The sequence below is a fragment of the Rhodococcus sp. T7 genome (assembly GCF_009872365.1).
In the GTDB taxonomy this organism is placed as follows: Bacteria; Actinomycetota; Actinomycetes; order Mycobacteriales; family Mycobacteriaceae; genus Rhodococcus_F.
Window position 1 is genome coordinate 79,208 of sequence record NZ_WXYH01000322.1, and the last position, 18,662, is coordinate 97,869.

An 18,662-nucleotide genomic window follows, 5' to 3' on the forward strand; every position below is an offset into this window, starting at 1 on the left:
GAGGCAGTGCGCGACGGAATCCGGAGCCTGAAACAATGGGCGGCGTGACTACCGGAGCTTGGATTGCCATCGCGGCCGCACTGGCCGTACTTCTCGTCGTTCTCGTCGTCGGGTCCCTGCTGTATCGGCGTCGCCGGATCTCCCTGAAGGCGCCGGACACCCCGCAGGTCACCACGGCGGAGAAGGACCGTTCGGGCAGTTATCGCGCCGACGGCGGCTTCAACTTCAGCCAGGGGTCGACGGCGACGGCGCCGCCCCGGGAGCCCGTACTCCCCACACCGGTGCCCGAACCCACGATCGCCCCCGAACCGGAGGTCGTGGCGCCTCCGGAGCCGGAGACGGCCCCCGCGCCGGAGAAGGCACCGGAGAAGCCTGCGCCACCGCCGGAGCCGGTCACCTACGAACCGGTGGTCGCCCCGGAGGTCGAACCGGAACCCGAGGTTGCGCCGACTCCCGAGCCCGAACCGGCTCCCGCGGCACCCGCGCTCGACGTCATCGCCCCCACCGAAGGTCGGCTCGACCGTCTGCGTGGGCGTCTGTCCCGCTCCCAGTCGGCGGTGGGCAAGAGCCTGCTGGGACTGCTCGGCGGCGGCGACCTCGACGAGGACTCCTGGGAAGAGGTGGAGGACACGCTCCTCATCGCCGACCTGGGTTCGGCGACCACCACGAAGATCGTCACGTCGCTGCGCGAGCAGATGGCGTCGCGCAGCGTCCGTACCGAGGCCGACGCCCGCGCACTGCTGCGCGAGGTCCTGGTCGCCGAACTCCGTCCGGAACTCGACCGCTCCATTCGCGCCCTTCCGCACGACGACCACCCGGCGGTCCTGCTCGTCGTCGGGGTGAACGGCACCGGCAAGACCACCACCACGGGCAAGCTCGCGCGTGTTCTCGTGGCCGACGGCAGGCGCGTCCTGCTGGGCGCCGCCGACACATTCCGTGCGGCCGCCGCGGACCAGTTGCAGACGTGGGCCGAACGGGTCGGCGCCGAAGTGGTGCGCGGAAAGGAAGCCGCGGATCCGGCGGCCGTCGCGTTCGACGCGGTGGCCAAGGGGATCGACAACGGCGTCGACGTCGTGCTGATCGACACCGCGGGCAGGCTGCACACCAAGACGGGCCTGATGGACGAACTCGGCAAGGTCAAGCGGGTCATCGAGAAGAAGGCATCGGTCGACGACGTCCTCCTGGTCCTCGACGCGACCATCGGCCAGAACGGTCTGGCGCAGGCCCGGGTGTTCGCCGAGGTCGTCGACATCACCGGTGTGGTGCTCACCAAGCTCGACGGCACCGCCAAGGGCGGCATCGTGTTCCAGGTCCAGCACGAACTCGGAGTCCCCGTGAAGCTCGTCGGACTCGGTGAGGGTGCCGACGATCTGGCGCCGTTCGAGCCGGGCGCGTTCGTCGACGCGTTGCTCGGTTAGAGGGGGATCCGGCGGTCGTCCCGGGGTCCCGGACGGCTCCGGGGACCCGAAACCGACTGCAAATCGCCTGGCGAAACGTGTACGCAACAAAATAGGTCGATGCGTTCACGTGCGCGAAACAGTGCAGTGGCACAGCCGAAACACCGACTGAGCACCCTTCTTCTCAGGTCGTCAGCCGCAACCGGCTGGGCAGAGAAGGAGGAGGCTCAAGGTGGATTTCCCCACTATCGGTGCACCGGACACCGGGGATACAGCGTGGATGCTGACCAGCGCCGCGCTCGTGTTGCTCATGACTCCGGGTCTTGCGTTCTTCTACGGCGGCATGGTGCGGGCCAAGAGCGTGCTGAACATGCTCATGATGAGCATCAGTGCGATGGGTGTCGTCGGCATCCTGTGGGTTCTCTACGGCTACTCCATGGCTTTCGGTGAGGACAAGGGGAACCTTGTCGGTGATCCGTTCCAGTACTTCGGGCTCAAGGGACTGTTCGGCGGCTCCTACCTCGCCGAGACCGACGACGCCGGTTCGGTCATCGCCGATTCCGCGATCCCGCTCGTCGGCACCATCCCTGCGACGGTGTTCGTCGCGTTCCAGGCCATGTTCGCGATCATCACGGTCGCCCTCATCTCGGGTGCCGTCGCCGATCGCCTGCGCTTCGGTCCCTGGCTGCTGTTCGCCGGCCTCTGGGCGACGGTCGTGTACTTCCCCGTGGCGCACTGGGTCTTCGCCTTCGACGGCGTCACCGCAGGGACCGGCGGCTGGATCGCCAACAAACTCGCCGCGGTCGACTTCGCGGGTGGTACCGCGGTCCACATCAATGCCGGCGCCGCCGGCCTCGTCCTCGCAATCATCCTCGGCAAGCGCAAGGGATGGCCGGGAACCCCGTTCCGTCCGCACAACCTGCCCTTCGTGATGCTCGGCGCAGGCCTGCTCTGGTTCGGCTGGTTCGGCTTCAACGCCGGTTCGGCCGTCGGGTCCAACGGAATCGCCGGCGCAACCTTCATCACGACGGTCATCGCAACGTGCGCGGCGATGCTCGCCTGGCTCCTGGTCGAGCGCATTCGGGACGGTCACGCCACCACGCTCGGCGCGGCTTCCGGAATCGTGGCCGGCCTGGTCGCCATCACGCCTTCCTGCTCCTCGGTGAACGTCGTCGGCGCACTTGCGATCGGCGTCGTGGCCGGAGCGCTCTGCGCGCTCGCCGTCGGTCTCAAGTTCCGCTTCGGGTTCGACGACTCGCTCGACGTCGTCGGTGTTCACCTGGTCGGTGGCATCGTCGGAACGCTGATGGTCGGCCTGGTCGCAACGTCTGAGGCGCCCGCGGGTGTGGTCGGACTGTTCTATGGTGGAGGCCTCGACCAACTCTGGCGTCAGGCAGTGGGCGCCGGAGCAGTACTGCTTTACTCGCTCGTCGGTACGGCCGTCGTCGCGTTGATCGTGAAGTTCACGATCGGGCTGCGGCTCAGCGACGAGGGTGAATCACTTGGAGTGGACGAGTCGGAACACGCAGAAACCGCCTACGATTTCGCCGCTCTCGGCGGAAACTCGGCAGCCGCTCGTGTATCCGGCAAGGAGGGATGAGGAAATGAAGCTGATCACAGCAATTGTCAAGCCGTTCACTCTGGAGGACGTCAAGACGGGACTCGAGCAGGCGGGCGTCCTGGGCATGACCGTCAGTGAGGTTCAGGGGTACGGCCGGCAGAAGGGCCACACCGAGGTCTACCGAGGCGCCGAGTACTCGGTCGATTTCGTACCGAAGGTCCGGGTCGAGGTCGTCGTGGACGACGCTGCTGTGGACAAGGTCGTCGAGGTGATCGTCGAGGCCGCACGCACCGGCAAGATCGGTGACGGCAAGGTGTGGGTCTCCCCGGTCGAGTCGGTCATCCGGGTACGCACCGGGGAACGCGGCGCGGATGCGCTCTGACCCCAACGGGTCCGGTAAGACCGGCCCTGGTCCCGTCGCCAAGGCGACGGAACCAGGGCCGGTTGCGTCAGGCGGATCGGACGAAGCGGCGGACCTGGCCCGCGCACGCAGGCAACTGCTCACCGGCGGCTCCGAGACCGGCCCCGGCGCAAGGAATCCGGCAGGTCACGGTCGGCGGCTCGACGCGGCTGCGCTGCGTCACGCGCTCGTCGACCTGCACGAGTTCTGGTTGACCACAAAGGGTGCCGAACTCGGCATCAAGCCGGACAGCGGCTTCGCGCTCGTCGCGGTTGGGGGGCTCGGTCGGCGGGAGATGCTGCCGTACTCGGATCTCGACCTCCTCCTGCTCCACGACGACATGGATCCGGCGGTGGTCGCGCAGGTGGCGGACCAGCTCTGGTATCCGTTGTGGGACGCGCACATCAAGCTCGACCACAGTGTCCGCACCATCCCTCAGGCACTGCAGGTGGCGGACACGGACATCACCGCGGCCCTGGGGATGCTCGAGGCACGCCACATCGTCGGCGACGTCGAGCTGACCAATCTGCTCATCAGCGGGGTGCGCCGGCAGTGGCGCACCGACATCCGCAACCGCTTCGACGGCCTCATCGAGCAGACCCAGGCCCGCTGGGAACGGAGCGGCCAGATCGCCCACCGCGCCGAGCCCGACCTCAAGAGCGGTCGCGGTGGACTGCGGGACGTGCAGTTGCTCAACGCGCTGTCCATTGCGCAGCTCACCGACGGCATGCCCGGACTCGGCCCGGAGTCGCCCGGCGGGGGATTGGCGCTCGCGCACCGGCGGCTCCTCGACGTCCGCACCGAACTGCACCGGGTGGCGGGCCGCTCGCGCGACCAGTTGCGGGCGCAGGACGCCGACGAGATCGGCGCCGCACTCCGGATCGGTGATCGGTTCGACCTCGCGCGCATGCTCAGCGATGCCGCGCGCACCATCAGCTACTCCGTCGACGTCGGTGTGCGGACGGCAGGCCACGCCCTGCCGCGGCGTGGTCTGGCGCGGTTGCGCCGTCCACCGGTGCGGCGGCCCCTCGACGAGGGAGTCGTCGAGCACGCCGGTGAAGTGGTGCTGGCCCGCGACGCCCGGCCCGCGAAGGACCCCGGCCTCGTGCTGCGGGTCGCGTCCGCGTCGGCGACGACGGGGATGCCGATGTCGGCGTCCACTCTGAATCGCCTGGCCGACAACGCCCCCGAGTTGCGGGAGCCGTGGCCCAAGGAGGCGCTGAACGATCTGCTGGTGATGCTCGGCACCGGTAGCCGGGCCGTCGCCGCGATCGAGGCCCTCGACCGCACCGGACTGTGGGGCAGGCTGCTTCCCGAGTGGGGTGCCGTCCGGGACCTGCCGCCGCGGGATGCGGTGCACACGTGGACGGTGGATCGCCACCTCGTCGAGACCGCCGCCTACGCCAGTGGGTTCACCACCCGCGTCGCCCGCCCGGATCTGCTGATGCTCGGCGCGCTGCTGCACGACATCGGCAAGGGCCGCGGCGGCGACCACAGTGTGGTCGGCGCGGAACTGGCCACCCAGATCGGCAAGCGGCTCGGATTGTGGCCGTCCGACGTCGCGCTGCTGACGGCGATCGTGCGCCACCATCTTCTGCTGCCGCACACCGCGACGCGGCGGGACCTCGACGATCCCGCGACGGTCGAGAGGGTGGTCGAGGCGCTCGGCGGTGACGGCGTTCTGCTGGAATTGCTGCACGCGCTGGCGGAGGCGGATTCACTGGCGACCGGTCCCGGGGTGTGGGGCGACTGGAAGTCCTCGCTCATCGGGGAACTCGTGCGCCGGTGCCGTCTGGTCATGGCGGGGGAGGTGCTTCCCGCACCGGATCCGCTCGATCCGGAGCACGTCGCGCTGGCGGCGACGGGGGGCGTGCACGTCGCACTGGTCCCCGCCGACAGTCCGCACACGTATGTGGTGACGGTCATCGCCCCCGACCAGCGGGGTCTGCTGTCGAAGGCGGCGGGTGTGCTCGCGCTGCACTCCCTGCGGGTCTTCTCCGCCTCGCTGGGCGGTGCCGAGGGTTCGGCGGTCAACTCGTTCGTCGTGTCCCCGAGGTTCGGCGCGCCGCCGCAGGCGGGACTGCTGCGCCAGGAGCTGATCCGCGCACTGGCGGGCGAGCTGAATCTGCTGGAGATGCTCACGGCCAAGGAGGACGAGGCCCGCGAGAGCCAGCGCGTGGCCGCCGTCGAGGAACGCGGCGAGGCCGCGGTTCCGGTGCAGTACGCGCAGGCGCCGCCGCGAGTCATCTGGTTCGACACCGCGTCGCCCGGAGAGGTCATCCTCGAGCTCAGGGCCGAGGACCGGCTGGGGCTTCTGTGCAGGCTGGCCGACGCGTTCGACACGTGCGGAGCGGACGTCCGGTGGGCGCGGGTGACGACGCTGGGTTCGTCGGTGATCGACTCGTTCTGCCTCGATGTGGGCGGCGGGGACACGAGGGCGAGCCGGGAACAGGTCGAGAGCGCGATCCTCGGTGTCGTCCCGCTCACGAAGCCGAAGAAGCAGGAGGGCAGCGGGGGAGAATGAACGACCGGACGTGAGCGGCTAGGCTGGTGCCCGAGAATATCCACCGCACACTCGTATGACTTCAGGAGCGCACTCGGTGTTCGAATCCCTTTCCGACAGGTTGACCGGAGCCCTCAAGGATCTGCGTGGCAAGGGTCGCCTTTCCGGAGCCGACATCGATGCCACCTGCCGTGAGATCCGGTTGGCCCTGCTCGAGGCAGACGTCGCGCTGCCCGTCGTCCGCTCGTTCATCGCCAAGATCAAGGAACGCGCCAAGGGCGTCGAGGTCTCGGCGGCGCTGAACCCGGCGCAGCAGGTCGTCAAGATCGTCAACGAGGAACTCGTCGGGATCCTCGGTGGCGAGACCCGCCGGCTGGTGTTCGCCAAGACGCCGCCGACGGTCATCATGCTCGCCGGTCTGCAGGGTTCCGGTAAGACCACCCTCGCGGGCAAGCTCGCGAAGTGGCTGCGCGACCAGGGGCACACCCCGCTGCTCGTCGCCTGCGACCTGCAGCGTCCCGGCGCCGTCACCCAGCTGCAGATCGTCGGTGAGCGCGCCGGAGCCACGGTGTTCGCGCCGCACCCCGGCACGTCCATCGGCGGCGGCGACAACGAACTGGGCATCACCGCGGCCGACCCGGTCGAGGTGGCCAGGGCCGGTGTCGAGGAAGCCCGCAACAAGCAGTTCGACGTGGTCATCGTCGACACCGCGGGTCGCCTGGGTATCGACGCCGACCTGATGGCGCAAGCCGCGGGCATCCGCGACGCCGTGAACCCCGACGAGACGATCTTCGTCCTCGACGCGATGATCGGTCAGGACGCGGTCAGCACCGCCGAGGCGTTCCGCGAGGGTGTCGGATTCACCGGTGTCGTGCTCACGAAGCTCGACGGCGACGCCCGTGGTGGCGCCGCGCTCAGCGTCCGCGAGGTCACCGGGCAGCCGATCCTGTTCGCGTCCACGGGTGAGAAGCTCGAAGACTTCGACGTCTTCCACCCCGACCGCATGGCCAGCCGCATCCTCGGCATGGGTGACGTGCTCAGCCTCATCGAGCAGGCGGAGCAGGTCTTCGACCAGAAGCAGGCCGAGGCCACCGCGCAGAAGATCGGCTCCGGCCAGCTGACCCTCGAAGACTTCCTCGAGCAGATGATGGCCGTCCGCAAGATGGGTCCCATCGGCAACCTCCTGGGCATGCTCCCGGGTGCGGGGCAGATGAAGGACGCTCTCGCGAACGTCGACGAGAAGCAGCTCGACCGGGTGCAGGCGATCATCCGGGGTATGACCCCCGCCGAGCGTGACGACCCGAAGATCATCAACGCCTCCCGCAGGCTGCGGATCGCCAACGGTTCCGGCGTGAAGGTCTCCGACGTCAACCAGCTCGTGGACCGCTTCTTCGAAGCCCGCAAGATGATGGCCGCGATGGCCGGTCGCATGGGCATGCCCGGTGCCCGCAAGCCGCAGCGCAGCAAGAAGGGCAAGAAGGGCAAGAAGGGTGGCAAGGGACCGACCCCGCCGAAGGTGCGCGGAGGATTCCCCGGCGGCCTGCCCGGCGGGTTCCCGGGTATGCCGCCCGGAGGTCTCCCCGCGGGGATGCCCGACCTGTCGAACATGCCGAAGGGCCTCGACGAGTTGCCGCCCGGACTCGAGGGCATCGACCTGTCCCAGCTGAAGCTGCCGAAGAAGTAGCCGATGGCTGCACTGCACTTCCGGGGAACCGGTCTGCCCGACGAACAGCCGGTCGAGTTCTGGGTCGACGGCGGTGTGATCTCGACGGAACCGATTCCCGGCGCCGAGACCGTCTGCGAGTCGGGGTGGATCGTTCCCGGTCTCGTCGACGCCCACTGCCACGTCGGCATCAAGTTCGGCGGTGGCGGTGGCGAGAGCGTCGAAGGGTTGATCGCGCAGGCGGAGACCGAGCGCGACTGCGGGGTCCTGCTGATTCGCGACGCCGGTTCGCCGGTCGACACCCGATTCGTCGACGACCGCCCCGACCTGCCGAAAATTGTCCGCGCCGGGCAACACATCGCCGCCCCCAAGCGGTACATCCGCGGACTGCCCGTCGATCTCGAGGACGAGTCGCAGTTGCCGGACGAGGTGGTGCGTCAGGCCCGGGCCGGTGACGGGTGGGTCAAGCTGGTCGGCGACTGGATCGACCGCTCCACGGGCGACCTGGCGCCGCTGTGGAGCGACGACATTCTGGTCGAGGCGATCGCTGCGGCGCACCGCGAAGGGGCGCGTGTCACCGCGCACGTCTTCGCGGAGGATGCGCTTCCGGGCCTGATCAACGCCGGAATCGACTGCATCGAGCACGGCACCGGACTCACCGACGAGACGATCGAGCTGATGGTGTCGAACGGGACGGCGCTCGTCCCGACGCTGATCAACATCGCGACGTTCCCGGAGATCGCCGAGTCCGCCTCACGGTTCCCGGTCTACGCCGCGCACATGCGCGACCTGCACTCGCGGGTGAAGGACACGATCGGTGCCGCCCACGATGCGGGGATCCCGATCTACGCCGGCACCGACGCGGGCGGATCGATCGTTCACGGACGCATCGCCGACGAGGTCGAGGAACTGAAGGCGGTCGGCCTCACCCCGTCCGAGGCGCTCGGCGCCGCGTGCTGGGATGCGCGCGCGTGGCTCGGACATCCGGGTGTCGAAGCGGGTGCGCCCGCCGATCTGCTGGTCTTCCGGAACGACCCGCGCGCGAGCAACGACACCCTCGCCGCGCCCGATGTCGTGGTGTTGGGGGGCCTCGTCGTCAAGACCCGATGACCTGGTTTTCCCCTGCCGGGGTTCGTCTGGCAGAATGAACCGCTGTTCGTCGCATCCGGTTACGCACCGCGCGGCGGTCACAGATTAGAGGCAAAACCGGGCGCGCTATTCCTGCGCGTCGCCGAATTGCACGTGACATGTGGGCACATTCGTGTGCGCACTGAAGGAGAAGTACAGCAGTGGCTGTCAAGATCAAGCTCACCCGGCTCGGCAAGATCCGGAACCCGCAGTACCGCATCGTCGTCGCAGACTCCCGCACCCGCCGCAACGGCCGTGCGATCGAGACCATCGGCAAGTACCACCCCAAGGAAGAGCCCTCGCTGATCGAGGTCGATTCCGAGCGCGCTCAGTACTGGCTCGGCGTCGGCGCCCAGCCCACCGAGCCCGTCGAGGCCATCCTCAAGATCACCGGTGACTGGCAGAAGTTCAAGGGCCTGCCGGGCGCCGAGGGCACCCTCCGGGTCAAGGAAGCCAAGCCGTCCAAGCTGGAGCTGTTCCAGGCTGCGCTCGCGCAGGCCGAGAACGAGCCCGTCGGCGAGGCCATCACGCCCAAGAAGAAGAAGGCGAAGGCCGAGGACGCCGAGGCTGCTGCCGACGCTCCCGCCGAGGCTGCTGCAGAGTCCGAGGCTGCTGACAAGTGAGTGCCGTCGTCGCCGATGCCGTGGAGCACCTCGTTCGTGGCATCGTCGCCAACCCCGACGACGTTCGTGTCGAGCTGATCACCGGGCGTCGGGGGCGCACTGTCGAGGTGCACGTCAACCCTGACGATCTCGGCAAGGTCATCGGTCGCGGTGGTCGCACCGCGACCGCTCTGCGCACGCTGGTCTCCGGTATCGGTGGCCGGGGGATCCGCGTCGACGTCGTCGACACCGATCAGTAGAGGGCCTTACAACAGTGGAGCTCGTGGTCGGCCGTGTCGCCAAGTCGCACGGCATCAAGGGTGAGATCGTGGTCGAGGTTCGCACCGACGAACCCGGGGATCGATTCGCCGTGGGTGCCGTGCTGCGGGGACACAAGCCGCGCGAGCAGACTGTGAGTACGTACACGGTGGAAGCCGCCCGGGAGCATTCCGGGCGGCTTCTGCTGCGCCTCGAGGGCGTCCCGGATCGCACTGCCGCGGATGCCCTGCGGGGCACGCTGTTCGTCATCGACACCGCAGACCTGGTGCCCTCCGACGACCCCGACGAGTTCTACGATCACGAACTCGAGGGACTGTCGGTGCGCCTCGCGGACGGCACCGAGGTGGGTACCGTCATCGAGGTATTGCATTCCGCGGCAGGCGAGTTGCTCTCCGTCCGTCGGGCCGGTGAACAGTCCGGCGAACTGCTGGTCCCGTTCGTGGCCGCGATCGTCACGTCGGTGTCCGTGGCCGACGGTGTCGTCCTGATCGATCCGCCGGAAGGGCTGCTCGATCCCGACTTCGGTGAATCCACCGACGGGAAGTGAGTCGGCAGGCATGCGCCTCGACGTGGTCACCATCTTTCCCGAATACCTCGAACCGCTTCGCGCAGCGTTGCTCGGCAAGGCCATCGACAAGGGCCTCATTTCCGTCGAGGTGCACGATCTGCGGGATTGGACGCACGACGTCCACAAGGCGGTCGACGATTCGCCGTACGGCGGCGGGCCGGGGATGGTCATGAAGCCCACCGTGTGGGGGCCCGCGCTGGACGACGTCCTCGCCGCCGGTGACGACGACGCCGACACGTTGCTCGTCGTCCCCACACCCGCCGGCGTTCCGTTCACGCAGGCCACCGCCGAGCGCTGGGCGGGGGAGAAGCACATCGTCTTCGCCTGCGGGCGTTACGAAGGCATCGATCAGCGGGTGTTCGACGACGCCGCCCGACGCGTTCGCGTCGAAGAGGTGAGCATCGGCGACTACGTCCTCATCGGCGGGGAGGCGGCGGTGCTGGTGATGACGGAGGCGTTCGTGCGCCTGATTCCCGGCGTTCTCGGCAATCAGCAATCGCACCAAGAGGATTCGTTCTCCGACGGCCTCCTCGAAGGTCCCAGCTACACCCGGCCCGCCACATGGCGCGGACTCGACGTCCCGCCCGTCCTCCTGTCGGGCGATCACGCGAAGGTGGCGGCGTGGCGGCGCGAGCAGTCGCTGCAACGAACCGTTGAACGTCGCCCGGACCTGTTGCCCTGAAACGATTTCCGAGGCCAGGGCGCTAACCCTGGGGCCGCGCCCAGTCGTCGACGACCCCGGTGGGGAACACGGACTTCACGAACCCGGTCATCGTGTCCCGTGCATGCTGCGCACTCGAATCCTCGGTGACATCCGTGATCGCGGTGTCCGGATACGACTCCTCGTCGTCCTCGTACCGGATGTCCTCCCGAGACGCGACGGCCACGATGTAGCGGTTGTCCTCCCCGATCACCCCGGTCGACACGTGGATCCACCGATCACCCACACAGCACATCCAGCCCTGCTTCACCCCGACGACGGTCTCGCCCGGCAACCCGTCGGGGATGCCGAACCGCTGGTCGTAGCCGTCGATGCCCTCGGGTGTCGTCGCGCGCAGGTAGCCGACGAACTCGGCGATGCGCGCCGGGCCGAGGCCGTCGCGGTCGTCGAGAAGCCCGGTGTAGAACGTCACGAGATCGGCGGCGGTCGTCTCCGTGTTCCACCACAATCCGTCCCAGGGCGGTGTGGTGGCGGCGAGCCCGTATCGCCGGGCGACGTCGACGACCAGGTCCGAACCGCCGAGATCATCCCAGAGCGTGTTGGCCGCGTCGTCGTCGGAGGACTCGAGCATCCGTTCCAGCAGGAGACGGTCGAAGTCGGACAGCGGCCGCTCACCGAGCGCGTCGAGGTGGTACATCTGGGCGGCGATGAAGAGCTTGGCCAGCGACGCCGTTTCGACCGGTTCGGTTGCGGCGTCCTCCAGATAGCTGCCGGTGGCCCGGTCCCGGACGGCGATCGACATGTCGGCGCCGCGCTCGGCCGCCGCCGTCGCGACCGCCGCCGAGATGCGGTCGGCGAGGGGTGCGGAGACTGGGACCCGCTCGGAGGGGAACGGCTCCGGGCTCACGGTCACGCCGTCACCGGCAGGTTCCTCGGGGGGTTCCTCGGAAGGGAGAAGGTCGGGGGTCGCGACCGCCGGTGAGGTCGCCGGGATGTCGACCACGGAGTTCGTCTCGGTCGGGATGGTGCAGGCCTGCGTCGCACCCAGCAGGAAGACCATGACCGTCAGGCAGCGGATCAGCCTGGACATGAAATTCTCCCGAGAGATCTTCGTGACGGCCTCACCGCCGACGATATTGTCTCAGAGTAGCGGTAGGGTCCATTTCCGTGAGTCTCAAGACCGTGAACCAGCGCATTGCCGAGGAGCTCGACGTCCGGGAGGGGCAGGTCGCGGCCGCCGTGGACCTTCTCGACGGCGGAGCCACCGTGCCCTTCATCGCCCGGTACCGCAAGGAAGTCACCGGAACGCTCGACGACGCTCAGCTCCGCCAGCTCGAGGAACGCCTGCGGTACCTGCGGGAACTGGACGAGCGCCGGGACGCCGTGCTCGAGTCGATCGACTCGCAGGGCAAGCTCGACGATCAGCTGCGCGGGCAGATCATGACCGCCGAGACGAAGGCGCGTCTCGAGGACATCTACCTGCCGTTCAAGCCGAAGCGTCGCACCAAGGCGCAGATCGCGCGCGAAGCCGGTCACGAGCCCGTGGCCGACGCGCTGATCACCGATCCCTCGACCGATCCGGCGTCGTACACGGCCGAGCAACTCGAGGGTGCGCGCGCAATCCTCGTCGAACGCTTCGCCGAGGACGCCGACCTGGTCGGTGAGCTCCGTGAGCTGATGTGGACCCGCGGGCAACTGGTGTCCGCGGTCCGCAAGGGCAAGGAAACCGAGGGTGCGAAGTTCGCCGACTACTTCGAGTTCTCCGAACCGTTCGGCAAGCTCCCCTCACACCGGATCCTGGCGGTGCTGCGCGGCGAGAAGGAAGAGGTGCTCTCGCTCACCCTGGCACCCGACACGGAAGAAGCCGTCCCGGGCGAACCCACGGTCTACGAGGGCCGGATCGCCGGACGGTTCGGCATCGCCGACCGCGGCAGGCCGGCCGACCGGTGGCTCCTCGACACCGTGCGGTGGGCGTGGCGCACCAAGATGATCGTCACCCTGGGCATCGACACGCGGATGCGGCTGCGGCAGTCGGCGGAGAAGGACGCCGTCGACGTGTTCGCCACCAACCTGAAAGACCTGCTTCTGGCGGCGCCGGCAGGCACCCGCGCCACGATGGGCCTGGACCCCGGCTTCCGGACCGGCACCAAGGTCGCGGTGGTGGACGCCACCGGCAAGGTCGTCGCACACGAGACGATCTACCCGCACCAGCCGCAGAACAAGTGGGACGCCTCCCTCGCCACACTCGCCGGTCTCGTCGCCAAGCACGGCGTGGAGCTGATCGCCATCGGAAACGGCACCGCCTCCCGTGAAACGGACGCGCTCGCGAGCGAGCTGATCGCCAAGTCCGGCGCCACCAACCTCACGAAGATCGTCGTGTCCGAGGCCGGCGCGTCCGTGTATTCGGCGTCCGCGTACGCCTCGGCGGAACTGCCCGACCTCGACGTGTCGATCCGCGGCGCCGTCTCCATCGCCCGGCGCCTGCAGGATCCCCTCGCCGAACTGGTGAAGATCGACCCGAAGTCGATCGGCGTCGGCCAGTACCAGCACGACGTGTCGGAGACCGTCCTCGCGCGGTCGCTCGGCGCCGTCGTCGAGGACGCGGTGAACGCCGTGGGCGTCGACGTCAATACCGCGTCCGTGCCGCTGCTGTCCCGCGTGTCCGGTATCGCCGGGTCCCTCGCCGAGAGCATCGTCGCGCACCGCGACCAGAACGGGCCGTTCCGCAGCCGCCAGGGTCTCAAGGACGTCGCGCGGCTCGGGCCGAAGGCGTTCGAGCAGTGCGCCGGCTTCCTGCGCATCCCCAACGGCGACGACCCGCTCGACGCGTCCAGCGTCCACCCCGAGGCCTACCCGGTGGTGCGCAAGATCGTCCAGACCAGCGGCACCGGCGTGCGCGAGATCATCGGCAACACGTCCGCGCTGCGCAGCCTGAACCCGGCCGACTTCGTCGACGACCGGTTCGGACTCCCGACTGTCACCGACATCATCGGTGAGCTCGAGAAGCCCGGCCGTGACCCCCGCCCGGAATTCAAGACGGCCACATTCGCGGCGGGCATCGAGAAGGTGTCGCACCTGAAGCCCGGGATGACCCTCGAGGGCGTCGTCACCAACGTGGCGGCGTTCGGCGCGTTCGTCGACATCGGTGTCCACCAGGACGGCCTCGTCCACGTGTCGGCGATGTCCCACAACTTCGTCAAGGACCCGCGCGACGTCGTGAAGTCGGGCGACGTGGTGACGGTGAAGGTCCTCGAGGTCGACGAGGCCCGTCAGCGCATCGGGTTGACGCTGCGACTCGACGACGAGGTCGGGGCAGGCGGCCGCAAGAACGACGGGCCCCGCGGCGGCGGGCAGCGGCAGGATCGGCGGGGTGGTGGGCAGCCGCAGGACCGGCGCGGCGGGGGCAAGCCGCAGCAGCAGGGTGGACGCGACCGCGGGCGGGACAACCGCCCGGCGCCCGGCGGGTCGATGGCCGACGCGCTGCGAAAGGCGGGGTTCGGCAAGTAAGAGGTCACCATCCCGACACGAGCCTCCACTTTCCCGTGGAGTGACCAGTTCTTTACTGGGATAGTGGATGCCGATGTACGAATGGCTGGATAGGGAAATCGTCGGGCACGGGCGCCTGCCTCTGCTCTTTTTCCTGCTCGGGTTTCTCGCGGCATTCCTGTTCATCCGGTTGAGCGTGCGGATGATCCGCGCCGAGATCTCGTGGTGGCCGGGCAACGTGAAACCCGGCGGGCACCACGTCCACCACGTGGTGTTCGGCGTCGTGACGATGCTCATGTCCGGTGTCGCCCTCATCGCCGTGTACGAGGACGGCACCCAGACCACCGGTGCCGTCCTCGCCACGTTCTTCGGGATCGGCGCAGCTCTGGTGCTGGACGAGTTCGCGCTGATCTTCTACCTGCAGGACGTGTACTGGGCGGACGAGGGCCGGACGTCGGTCGATGCCGTGTTCGTCGCGATCGCCGTCACCGGTCTGCTGCTCCTCGGTCTGCGTCCACTCGAACTGATCAACGTCACCGACTTCCGGGATTCCCCGGATCCCTGGGTGCGGGTGGCGATCGCGCTGTCGTCGGTGATCAACCTGCTCATCGCGGCGGTGGTGCTGCTCAAGGGGAAGATCTGGACCGGACTGCTCGGGCTGTTCGTGTTCCCGATCCTGCTGATCGGGGCGCTCCGGCTGAGTAGGCCGAGCGCGCCGTGGGCGCGGTGGCGCTATACGTCGAAGCCGAAGCGGATGCTGCGGGCGCTCGAACGGGAGCGGAAGTGGCGGCGGCCCGTCATCCGGGCCAAGATCTTCGTGCAGGACTTCATCGCGGGCACGCCCAGCGCGGTGCACGTGAAGGAAGCCGCGGAACATGCCAAGGTGGCGGCCGAGGTGGAACTCGACCACGTGGTGCATGCGGCGCCACCACCGATTTCGCTTCACCCGGTGGCGTCTGGCACAATGGACGGGTTGCCTGGACCAGGCAGCAGTACTTGATCTGGGCACGAACCAGACGAGCACCGGTGTTCTTCGAACGTCCGCGTGCCGCTCGGTTCCTCTGCTCCTGCGAAAACGCAAGGATGGAACACCGATGAACACTCTCGATTTCCTGGACAAGAAGTCCCTCCGCGACGACATTCCCGAGTTCCGTCCCGGCGACACCCTCAACGTGCACGTCAAGGTCATCGAAGGCTCCAAGGAGCGCGTGCAGGTCTTCAAGGGCGTCGTGATCCGCCGTCAGGGCGGCGGCGTCCGCGAGACCTTCACCGTCCGCAAGGTCTCCTTCGGTGTCGGCGTCGAGCGCACCTTCCCGGTTCACAGCCCGAACCTGGCGCAGATCGAGGTCGTCACCCGCGGTGACGTCCGTCGCGCCAAGCTGTACTACCTCCGCGATCTGCGTGGCAAGGCCGCCAAGATCAAGGAAAAGCGCTGACCTTTCCGATGAGCCCGGCACTGCGTACGCGCAGTGCCGGGCTAATCTGATTTCGTGACAGATTCTTCGAAGGAGCGGGCATTGTCGTCGGAATCCGAGACCACCGGCGATTCGGCCGCCACCTCCGCAGCGAACGGCGGTGCGGCGGAGCCCGAGAAGAAGCCCCGCTCCTTCTTCCGCGAGTTGCCGGTCCTGATTCTGGTCGCGCTCGTCCTGAGCTTCCTGCTGCAGACGTTCGTCGCACGGGTCTATCTCATTCCGTCGGAATCGATGGAACCGACACTGCACGGGTGCACGGGCTGCACCGGCGACCGCATCGTGGTCGAGAAGATCGGTTACCGCTTCGGTGATCCGAAACCGGGTGACGTCATCGTGTTCCGCGGCCCCGATTCGTGGTCACAGGATTTCGTCTCCACCCGTTCCTCGAATGTGGTGATCCGCGGTGCGCAGGAAGTCGGTTCCCTCGTCGGACTCGTCCCGCCGGACGAGAACGACCTCGTCAAGCGTGTGATCGCCACCGGCGGTCAGACCGTCGAATGCTGCGACGACCAGGGGCGCATCCTGGTGGACGGTAAACCACTCGACGAGCCCTACGTCGTCATGGACTTCCCGTTCGTTCCGGGCTCCCAGACCTGCGACACCGCGCTGAAGTCGGCACGCTGCTTCGGTCCCGTCACCGTCCCCGAGGGCCACCTGTGGATGATGGGCGACAACCGCAGCAACTCCGCGGACTCGCGGTACCACGTCGGCGACGACATGCAAGGCACCATCCCGCTCGACAACGTGATCGGAAAAGCGGTCTTCATCGCGTTGCCGCCGTCGCGGATGGGCACGATCAGTTCACCCGATATCCAGGGCAAGTGACTTCCTGGCCTCCGCGCATCGTCATTCGCAGGTCGTCCGGTCTGCGGACGATGGAGTCGGCCCTGGTCCGCAGCGGACTCGGGCCGGTGGCCGGTGTCGACGAGGCCGGCCGGGGCGCGTGCGCGGGCCCGCTCGTCGTGGCGGCCTGTGTGCTCGCGCCGAAGCCGTATCCGGCGCTGGCACGACTCGACGATTCGAAGAAGCTCACCGAGCGCACGCGCGAAGAGTTGTTCCCGGCCATCACGCGCCTGGCAGTGGCCTGGAGCGTCGTGTCCTTCCCGGCCGAGGAAGTCGACCGCATGGGGGTCCACGTCGCCAACATCGAGGGCATGCGGCGTGCGGTCGCCGGGCTCTCGACCACCCCCGGCTACGTTCTCACCGACGGCTTCCGCGTCCCGGGGCTCCCGGCCCCGTCGCTGCCGGTGATCGGGGGCGACGCCGCTGCGGCGTGCATCGCTGCGGCGAGCATCCTGGCCAAGGTGTCGCGGGACCGGGTGATGGTCGCGATGGACGAGACACACCCCGGTTACGGTTTCGCGATCCACAAGGGATACAACACGCCCGCCCACCTGGCGGCGCTCGACGAGCTGGGCCCGTGCCCGGAGCACCGCCGATCGTGGTCGAACGTCGCGGCGCTGCTACACCGAGTGGATAACAGTTCCGGAAGTGCGAGATGATGACAATTCACACCAGAGCAGGAGGACTCCGAGACCGATGAGTGCCGAGGATCTCGAGAAGTACGAAACCGAGATGGAGCTGTCGCTCTACCGCGAGTATCGGGACATCGTCGGTCAGTTCTCCTATGTCGTGGAGACCGAGCGCCGATTCTATCTGGCCAACTCGGTGGAGTTGCTGCCGCACAACGCGGACGGTGAAATCTACTTCGAGCTGCGCATGTCCGACGCCTGGGTGTGGGACATGTACCGTCCCGCGCGGTTCGTGAAGTACGTCCGCGTCATCACGTTCAAGGACGTGAACATCGAGGAACTCGACAAGCCGGACCTGCGGCTCCCGGACAACGGTCTGTCCTGACGACCTGAAGTTCCCGGCCGCGTACGATCATCCGATGACCGGACCGAGGCGCGTCGCGCTGGCTCTGGGCAGTGGCGGCGCCCGGGGATACGCGCACATCGGCGCGATTCAGGTACTCGAGGAGCGCGGATTCGAGATCGTCGGTGTCGCAGGATCGTCGATGGGCGCCCTCGTCGGCGGCCTCCACGCCGCGGGGAAGCTCGACGACTTCACCCGGTGGGCGATCGGTCTGACCCAGCTGGACGTCGTGCGGCTCCTCGACCTGTCGGTCTCCGCGCCCGGCGCCATCCACGCCGAGAAGATCCTGCACCGCGTCCGGGAGATCCTCGGGGAGATCCGCATCGAAGACCTTCCCATCCCGTATACGGCTGTGGCCACCGATCTCGCTGCGGGCCGGTCGGTGTGGTTCCAGCGCGGCCCCGTCGACGCGGCGATGCGCGCGTCGATCGCCATCCCCGGCGTCATCACGCCGTACGTGCTCAACGGCAGGGTCCTCGCCGACGGTGGGGTACTCGACCCGCTGCCGATGGCGCCGCTCGTCTCGGTGAGCGCCGACCTGACCGTCGGAATCAGCCTGGGCGCCGAGGATCGGGACGGCCGTTCGCCGGCCCCGGAGAACGTCAGCGCGGACTCGCGGCCGGTGGACGAATGGATGGCCCGCTTCCGCCGCAGCGCCGCACAACTGCGTGACCTGGACATCGTGCGGTCGGTGGTCGGACGGTTCGGCGCCGCGCACACCGACCCGGATCCGTCGGAGGAGCCGGACGGTCAGGTGATCGCCGACCAGGCCGTGGTCGAGGGGACCGCGGTGGCCGTCCCGAAGTTCAGTCGGTTCGCGGTGATGAACCGCTCGCTCGACGTGATGCAGGCAACGCTGGCCCGGTACCAGCTCGCCGCGTACCCACCGGACGTGCACGTCCGGGTGCCGCGGAACGCGTGCCGCAGCCTCGACTTCCACCGCGCCGCCGAGATGATCGAACTGGGCCGGGTGCTCACCGGGCGTGCGCTCGACGACGCCGGACTCACCCCGACGACGGCCGCCCCGTCTCCGGCCGATTCGGACGGCGAGTCCGGCTGACGGC

Annotated in this window: 18 protein-coding genes; 17 read left to right on the top strand and 1 reads right to left on the bottom strand. The window is 68.3% G+C overall.

Annotated elements, in window-relative coordinates; translation table 11 throughout:
* The first annotated feature begins 35 nt into the window (after positions 1-35).
* The 10 genes from ftsY to trmD all read left to right on the top strand — a co-directional run bounded on the left by ftsY (position 36) and on the right by trmD (position 10,783).
* A complete protein-coding gene (gene ftsY / locus MLGJGCBP_RS25560; RefSeq protein WP_201453194.1) occupies positions 36-1,418 on the top strand; it encodes a signal recognition particle-docking protein FtsY in 1,383 nt (460 codons plus the stop codon).
* 211 nt (positions 1,419-1,629) lie between these two features.
* Positions 1,630-2,997 (top strand): ammonium transporter, encoded by a 1,368-nt coding sequence (locus MLGJGCBP_RS25565; protein ID WP_087556544.1) that lies wholly within the window; start codon positions 1,630-1,632, stop codon positions 2,995-2,997.
* Positions 2,998-3,001: 4 nt separating this feature from the next.
* Positions 3,002-3,340: a P-II family nitrogen regulator gene (locus tag MLGJGCBP_RS25570; RefSeq protein WP_005240467.1), complete on the top strand. Its 339-nt coding sequence runs from the start codon at positions 3,002-3,004 to the stop codon at positions 3,338-3,340.
* The gene (locus MLGJGCBP_RS25575; RefSeq protein ID WP_160098880.1) at positions 3,330-5,882 is read left to right on the top strand and encodes a [protein-PII] uridylyltransferase; all 2,553 of its coding nucleotides are present in this window, start codon (positions 3,330-3,332) and stop codon (positions 5,880-5,882) included. Before MLGJGCBP_RS25570 ends, MLGJGCBP_RS25575 begins: the two co-directional genes overlap by 11 nt.
* A gap of 76 nt (positions 5,883-5,958) precedes the next feature.
* The gene (gene ffh, locus MLGJGCBP_RS25580; protein ID WP_087556542.1) at positions 5,959-7,545 is read left to right on the top strand and encodes a signal recognition particle protein; all 1,587 of its coding nucleotides are present in this window, start codon (positions 5,959-5,961) and stop codon (positions 7,543-7,545) included.
* A gap of 3 nt (positions 7,546-7,548) precedes the next feature.
* Positions 7,549-8,634, top strand: coding sequence for an amidohydrolase family protein (locus MLGJGCBP_RS25585; protein ID WP_160098882.1), 1,086 nt, complete (start codon positions 7,549-7,551; stop codon positions 8,632-8,634).
* Positions 8,635-8,813: 179 nt separating this feature from the next.
* Entirely contained in the window at positions 8,814-9,275 is a 462-nt protein-coding gene (gene rpsP, locus MLGJGCBP_RS25590) for a 30S ribosomal protein S16 (RefSeq protein ID WP_005240477.1), read from the top strand.
* Complete coding sequence (locus MLGJGCBP_RS25595; protein WP_005240479.1) at positions 9,272-9,514, top strand: RNA-binding protein; 243 nt, start codon at positions 9,272-9,274, stop codon at positions 9,512-9,514. Before rpsP ends, MLGJGCBP_RS25595 begins: the two co-directional genes overlap by 4 nt.
* A 14-nt stretch (positions 9,515-9,528) precedes the next feature.
* On the top strand, positions 9,529-10,080 hold the full coding sequence (rimM, locus tag MLGJGCBP_RS25600; RefSeq protein WP_160098884.1) for a ribosome maturation factor RimM: 552 nt from the start codon (positions 9,529-9,531) through the stop codon (positions 10,078-10,080).
* 10 nt (positions 10,081-10,090) lie between these two features.
* On the top strand, positions 10,091-10,783 hold the full coding sequence (gene trmD / locus MLGJGCBP_RS25605; protein ID WP_160098886.1) for a tRNA (guanosine(37)-N1)-methyltransferase TrmD: 693 nt from the start codon (positions 10,091-10,093) through the stop codon (positions 10,781-10,783).
* A 22-nt stretch (positions 10,784-10,805) separates the two neighbouring features.
* Here the strand turns inward: trmD and MLGJGCBP_RS25610 are convergent, their stop codons facing one another.
* Positions 10,806-11,822, bottom strand: coding sequence for a serine hydrolase (locus tag MLGJGCBP_RS25610; RefSeq protein WP_160099035.1), 1,017 nt, complete (start codon positions 11,820-11,822; stop codon positions 10,806-10,808).
* A 107-nt stretch (positions 11,823-11,929) separates the two neighbouring features.
* On the opposite strand from MLGJGCBP_RS25610, the gene MLGJGCBP_RS25615 reads away from it, so the two are divergent.
* From MLGJGCBP_RS25615 to MLGJGCBP_RS25645, 7 genes are all read left to right on the top strand, one after another.
* Entirely contained in the window at positions 11,930-14,269 is a 2,340-nt protein-coding gene (locus tag MLGJGCBP_RS25615; protein WP_201453195.1) for a Tex family protein, read from the top strand.
* Positions 14,270-14,342: 73 nt separating this feature from the next.
* Positions 14,343-15,248, top strand: a complete 906-nt coding sequence (locus tag MLGJGCBP_RS25620; protein WP_160099039.1) for a hypothetical protein — start codon at positions 14,343-14,345, stop codon at positions 15,246-15,248.
* 94 nt (positions 15,249-15,342) lie between these two features.
* A complete protein-coding gene (gene rplS, locus MLGJGCBP_RS25625) occupies positions 15,343-15,684 on the top strand; it encodes a 50S ribosomal protein L19 (protein WP_005240490.1) in 342 nt (113 codons plus the stop codon).
* Between the two features lie 81 nt (positions 15,685-15,765).
* Positions 15,766-16,548 (top strand): signal peptidase I, encoded by a 783-nt coding sequence (gene lepB, locus MLGJGCBP_RS25630; RefSeq protein ID WP_160098888.1) that lies wholly within the window; start codon positions 15,766-15,768, stop codon positions 16,546-16,548.
* Entirely contained in the window at positions 16,545-17,225 is a 681-nt protein-coding gene (locus tag MLGJGCBP_RS25635) for a ribonuclease HII (protein ID WP_160098890.1), read from the top strand. The genes lepB and MLGJGCBP_RS25635 overlap by 4 nt, the downstream gene beginning before the upstream one ends.
* Before the next feature lie 37 nt (positions 17,226-17,262).
* Positions 17,263-17,580 (top strand): DUF2469 domain-containing protein, encoded by a 318-nt coding sequence (locus MLGJGCBP_RS25640; RefSeq protein ID WP_005240496.1) that lies wholly within the window; start codon positions 17,263-17,265, stop codon positions 17,578-17,580.
* Between the two features lie 34 nt (positions 17,581-17,614).
* A complete protein-coding gene (locus MLGJGCBP_RS25645) occupies positions 17,615-18,658 on the top strand; it encodes a patatin-like phospholipase family protein (protein WP_160098892.1) in 1,044 nt (347 codons plus the stop codon).
* The last annotated feature ends 4 nt before the right edge of the window (positions 18,659-18,662 follow it).

Coding starts and splice junctions, on each gene's coding strand:
- ftsY (WP_201453194.1), top strand. CDS start 36: ATGGGCGGCGTGACTACCGGAGCTTGGATTGCCATCGCGGCCGCACTG.
- MLGJGCBP_RS25570 (WP_005240467.1), top strand. CDS start 3,002: ATGAAGCTGATCACAGCAATTGTCAAGCCGTTCACTCTGGAGGACGTC.
- MLGJGCBP_RS25575 (WP_160098880.1), top strand. CDS start 3,330: ATGCGCTCTGACCCCAACGGGTCCGGTAAGACCGGCCCTGGTCCCGTC.
- MLGJGCBP_RS25585 (WP_160098882.1), top strand. CDS start 7,549: ATGGCTGCACTGCACTTCCGGGGAACCGGTCTGCCCGACGAACAGCCG.
- trmD (WP_160098886.1), top strand. CDS start 10,091: ATGCGCCTCGACGTGGTCACCATCTTTCCCGAATACCTCGAACCGCTT.
- MLGJGCBP_RS25610 (WP_160099035.1), bottom strand. CDS start 11,822: ATGGTCTTCCTGCTGGGTGCGACGCAGGCCTGCACCATCCCGACCGAG.
- MLGJGCBP_RS25620 (WP_160099039.1), top strand. CDS start 14,343: ATGTACGAATGGCTGGATAGGGAAATCGTCGGGCACGGGCGCCTGCCT.
- rplS (WP_005240490.1), top strand. CDS start 15,343: ATGAACACTCTCGATTTCCTGGACAAGAAGTCCCTCCGCGACGACATT.
- MLGJGCBP_RS25640 (WP_005240496.1), top strand. CDS start 17,263: ATGAGTGCCGAGGATCTCGAGAAGTACGAAACCGAGATGGAGCTGTCG.
- MLGJGCBP_RS25645 (WP_160098892.1), top strand. CDS start 17,615: ATGACCGGACCGAGGCGCGTCGCGCTGGCTCTGGGCAGTGGCGGCGCC.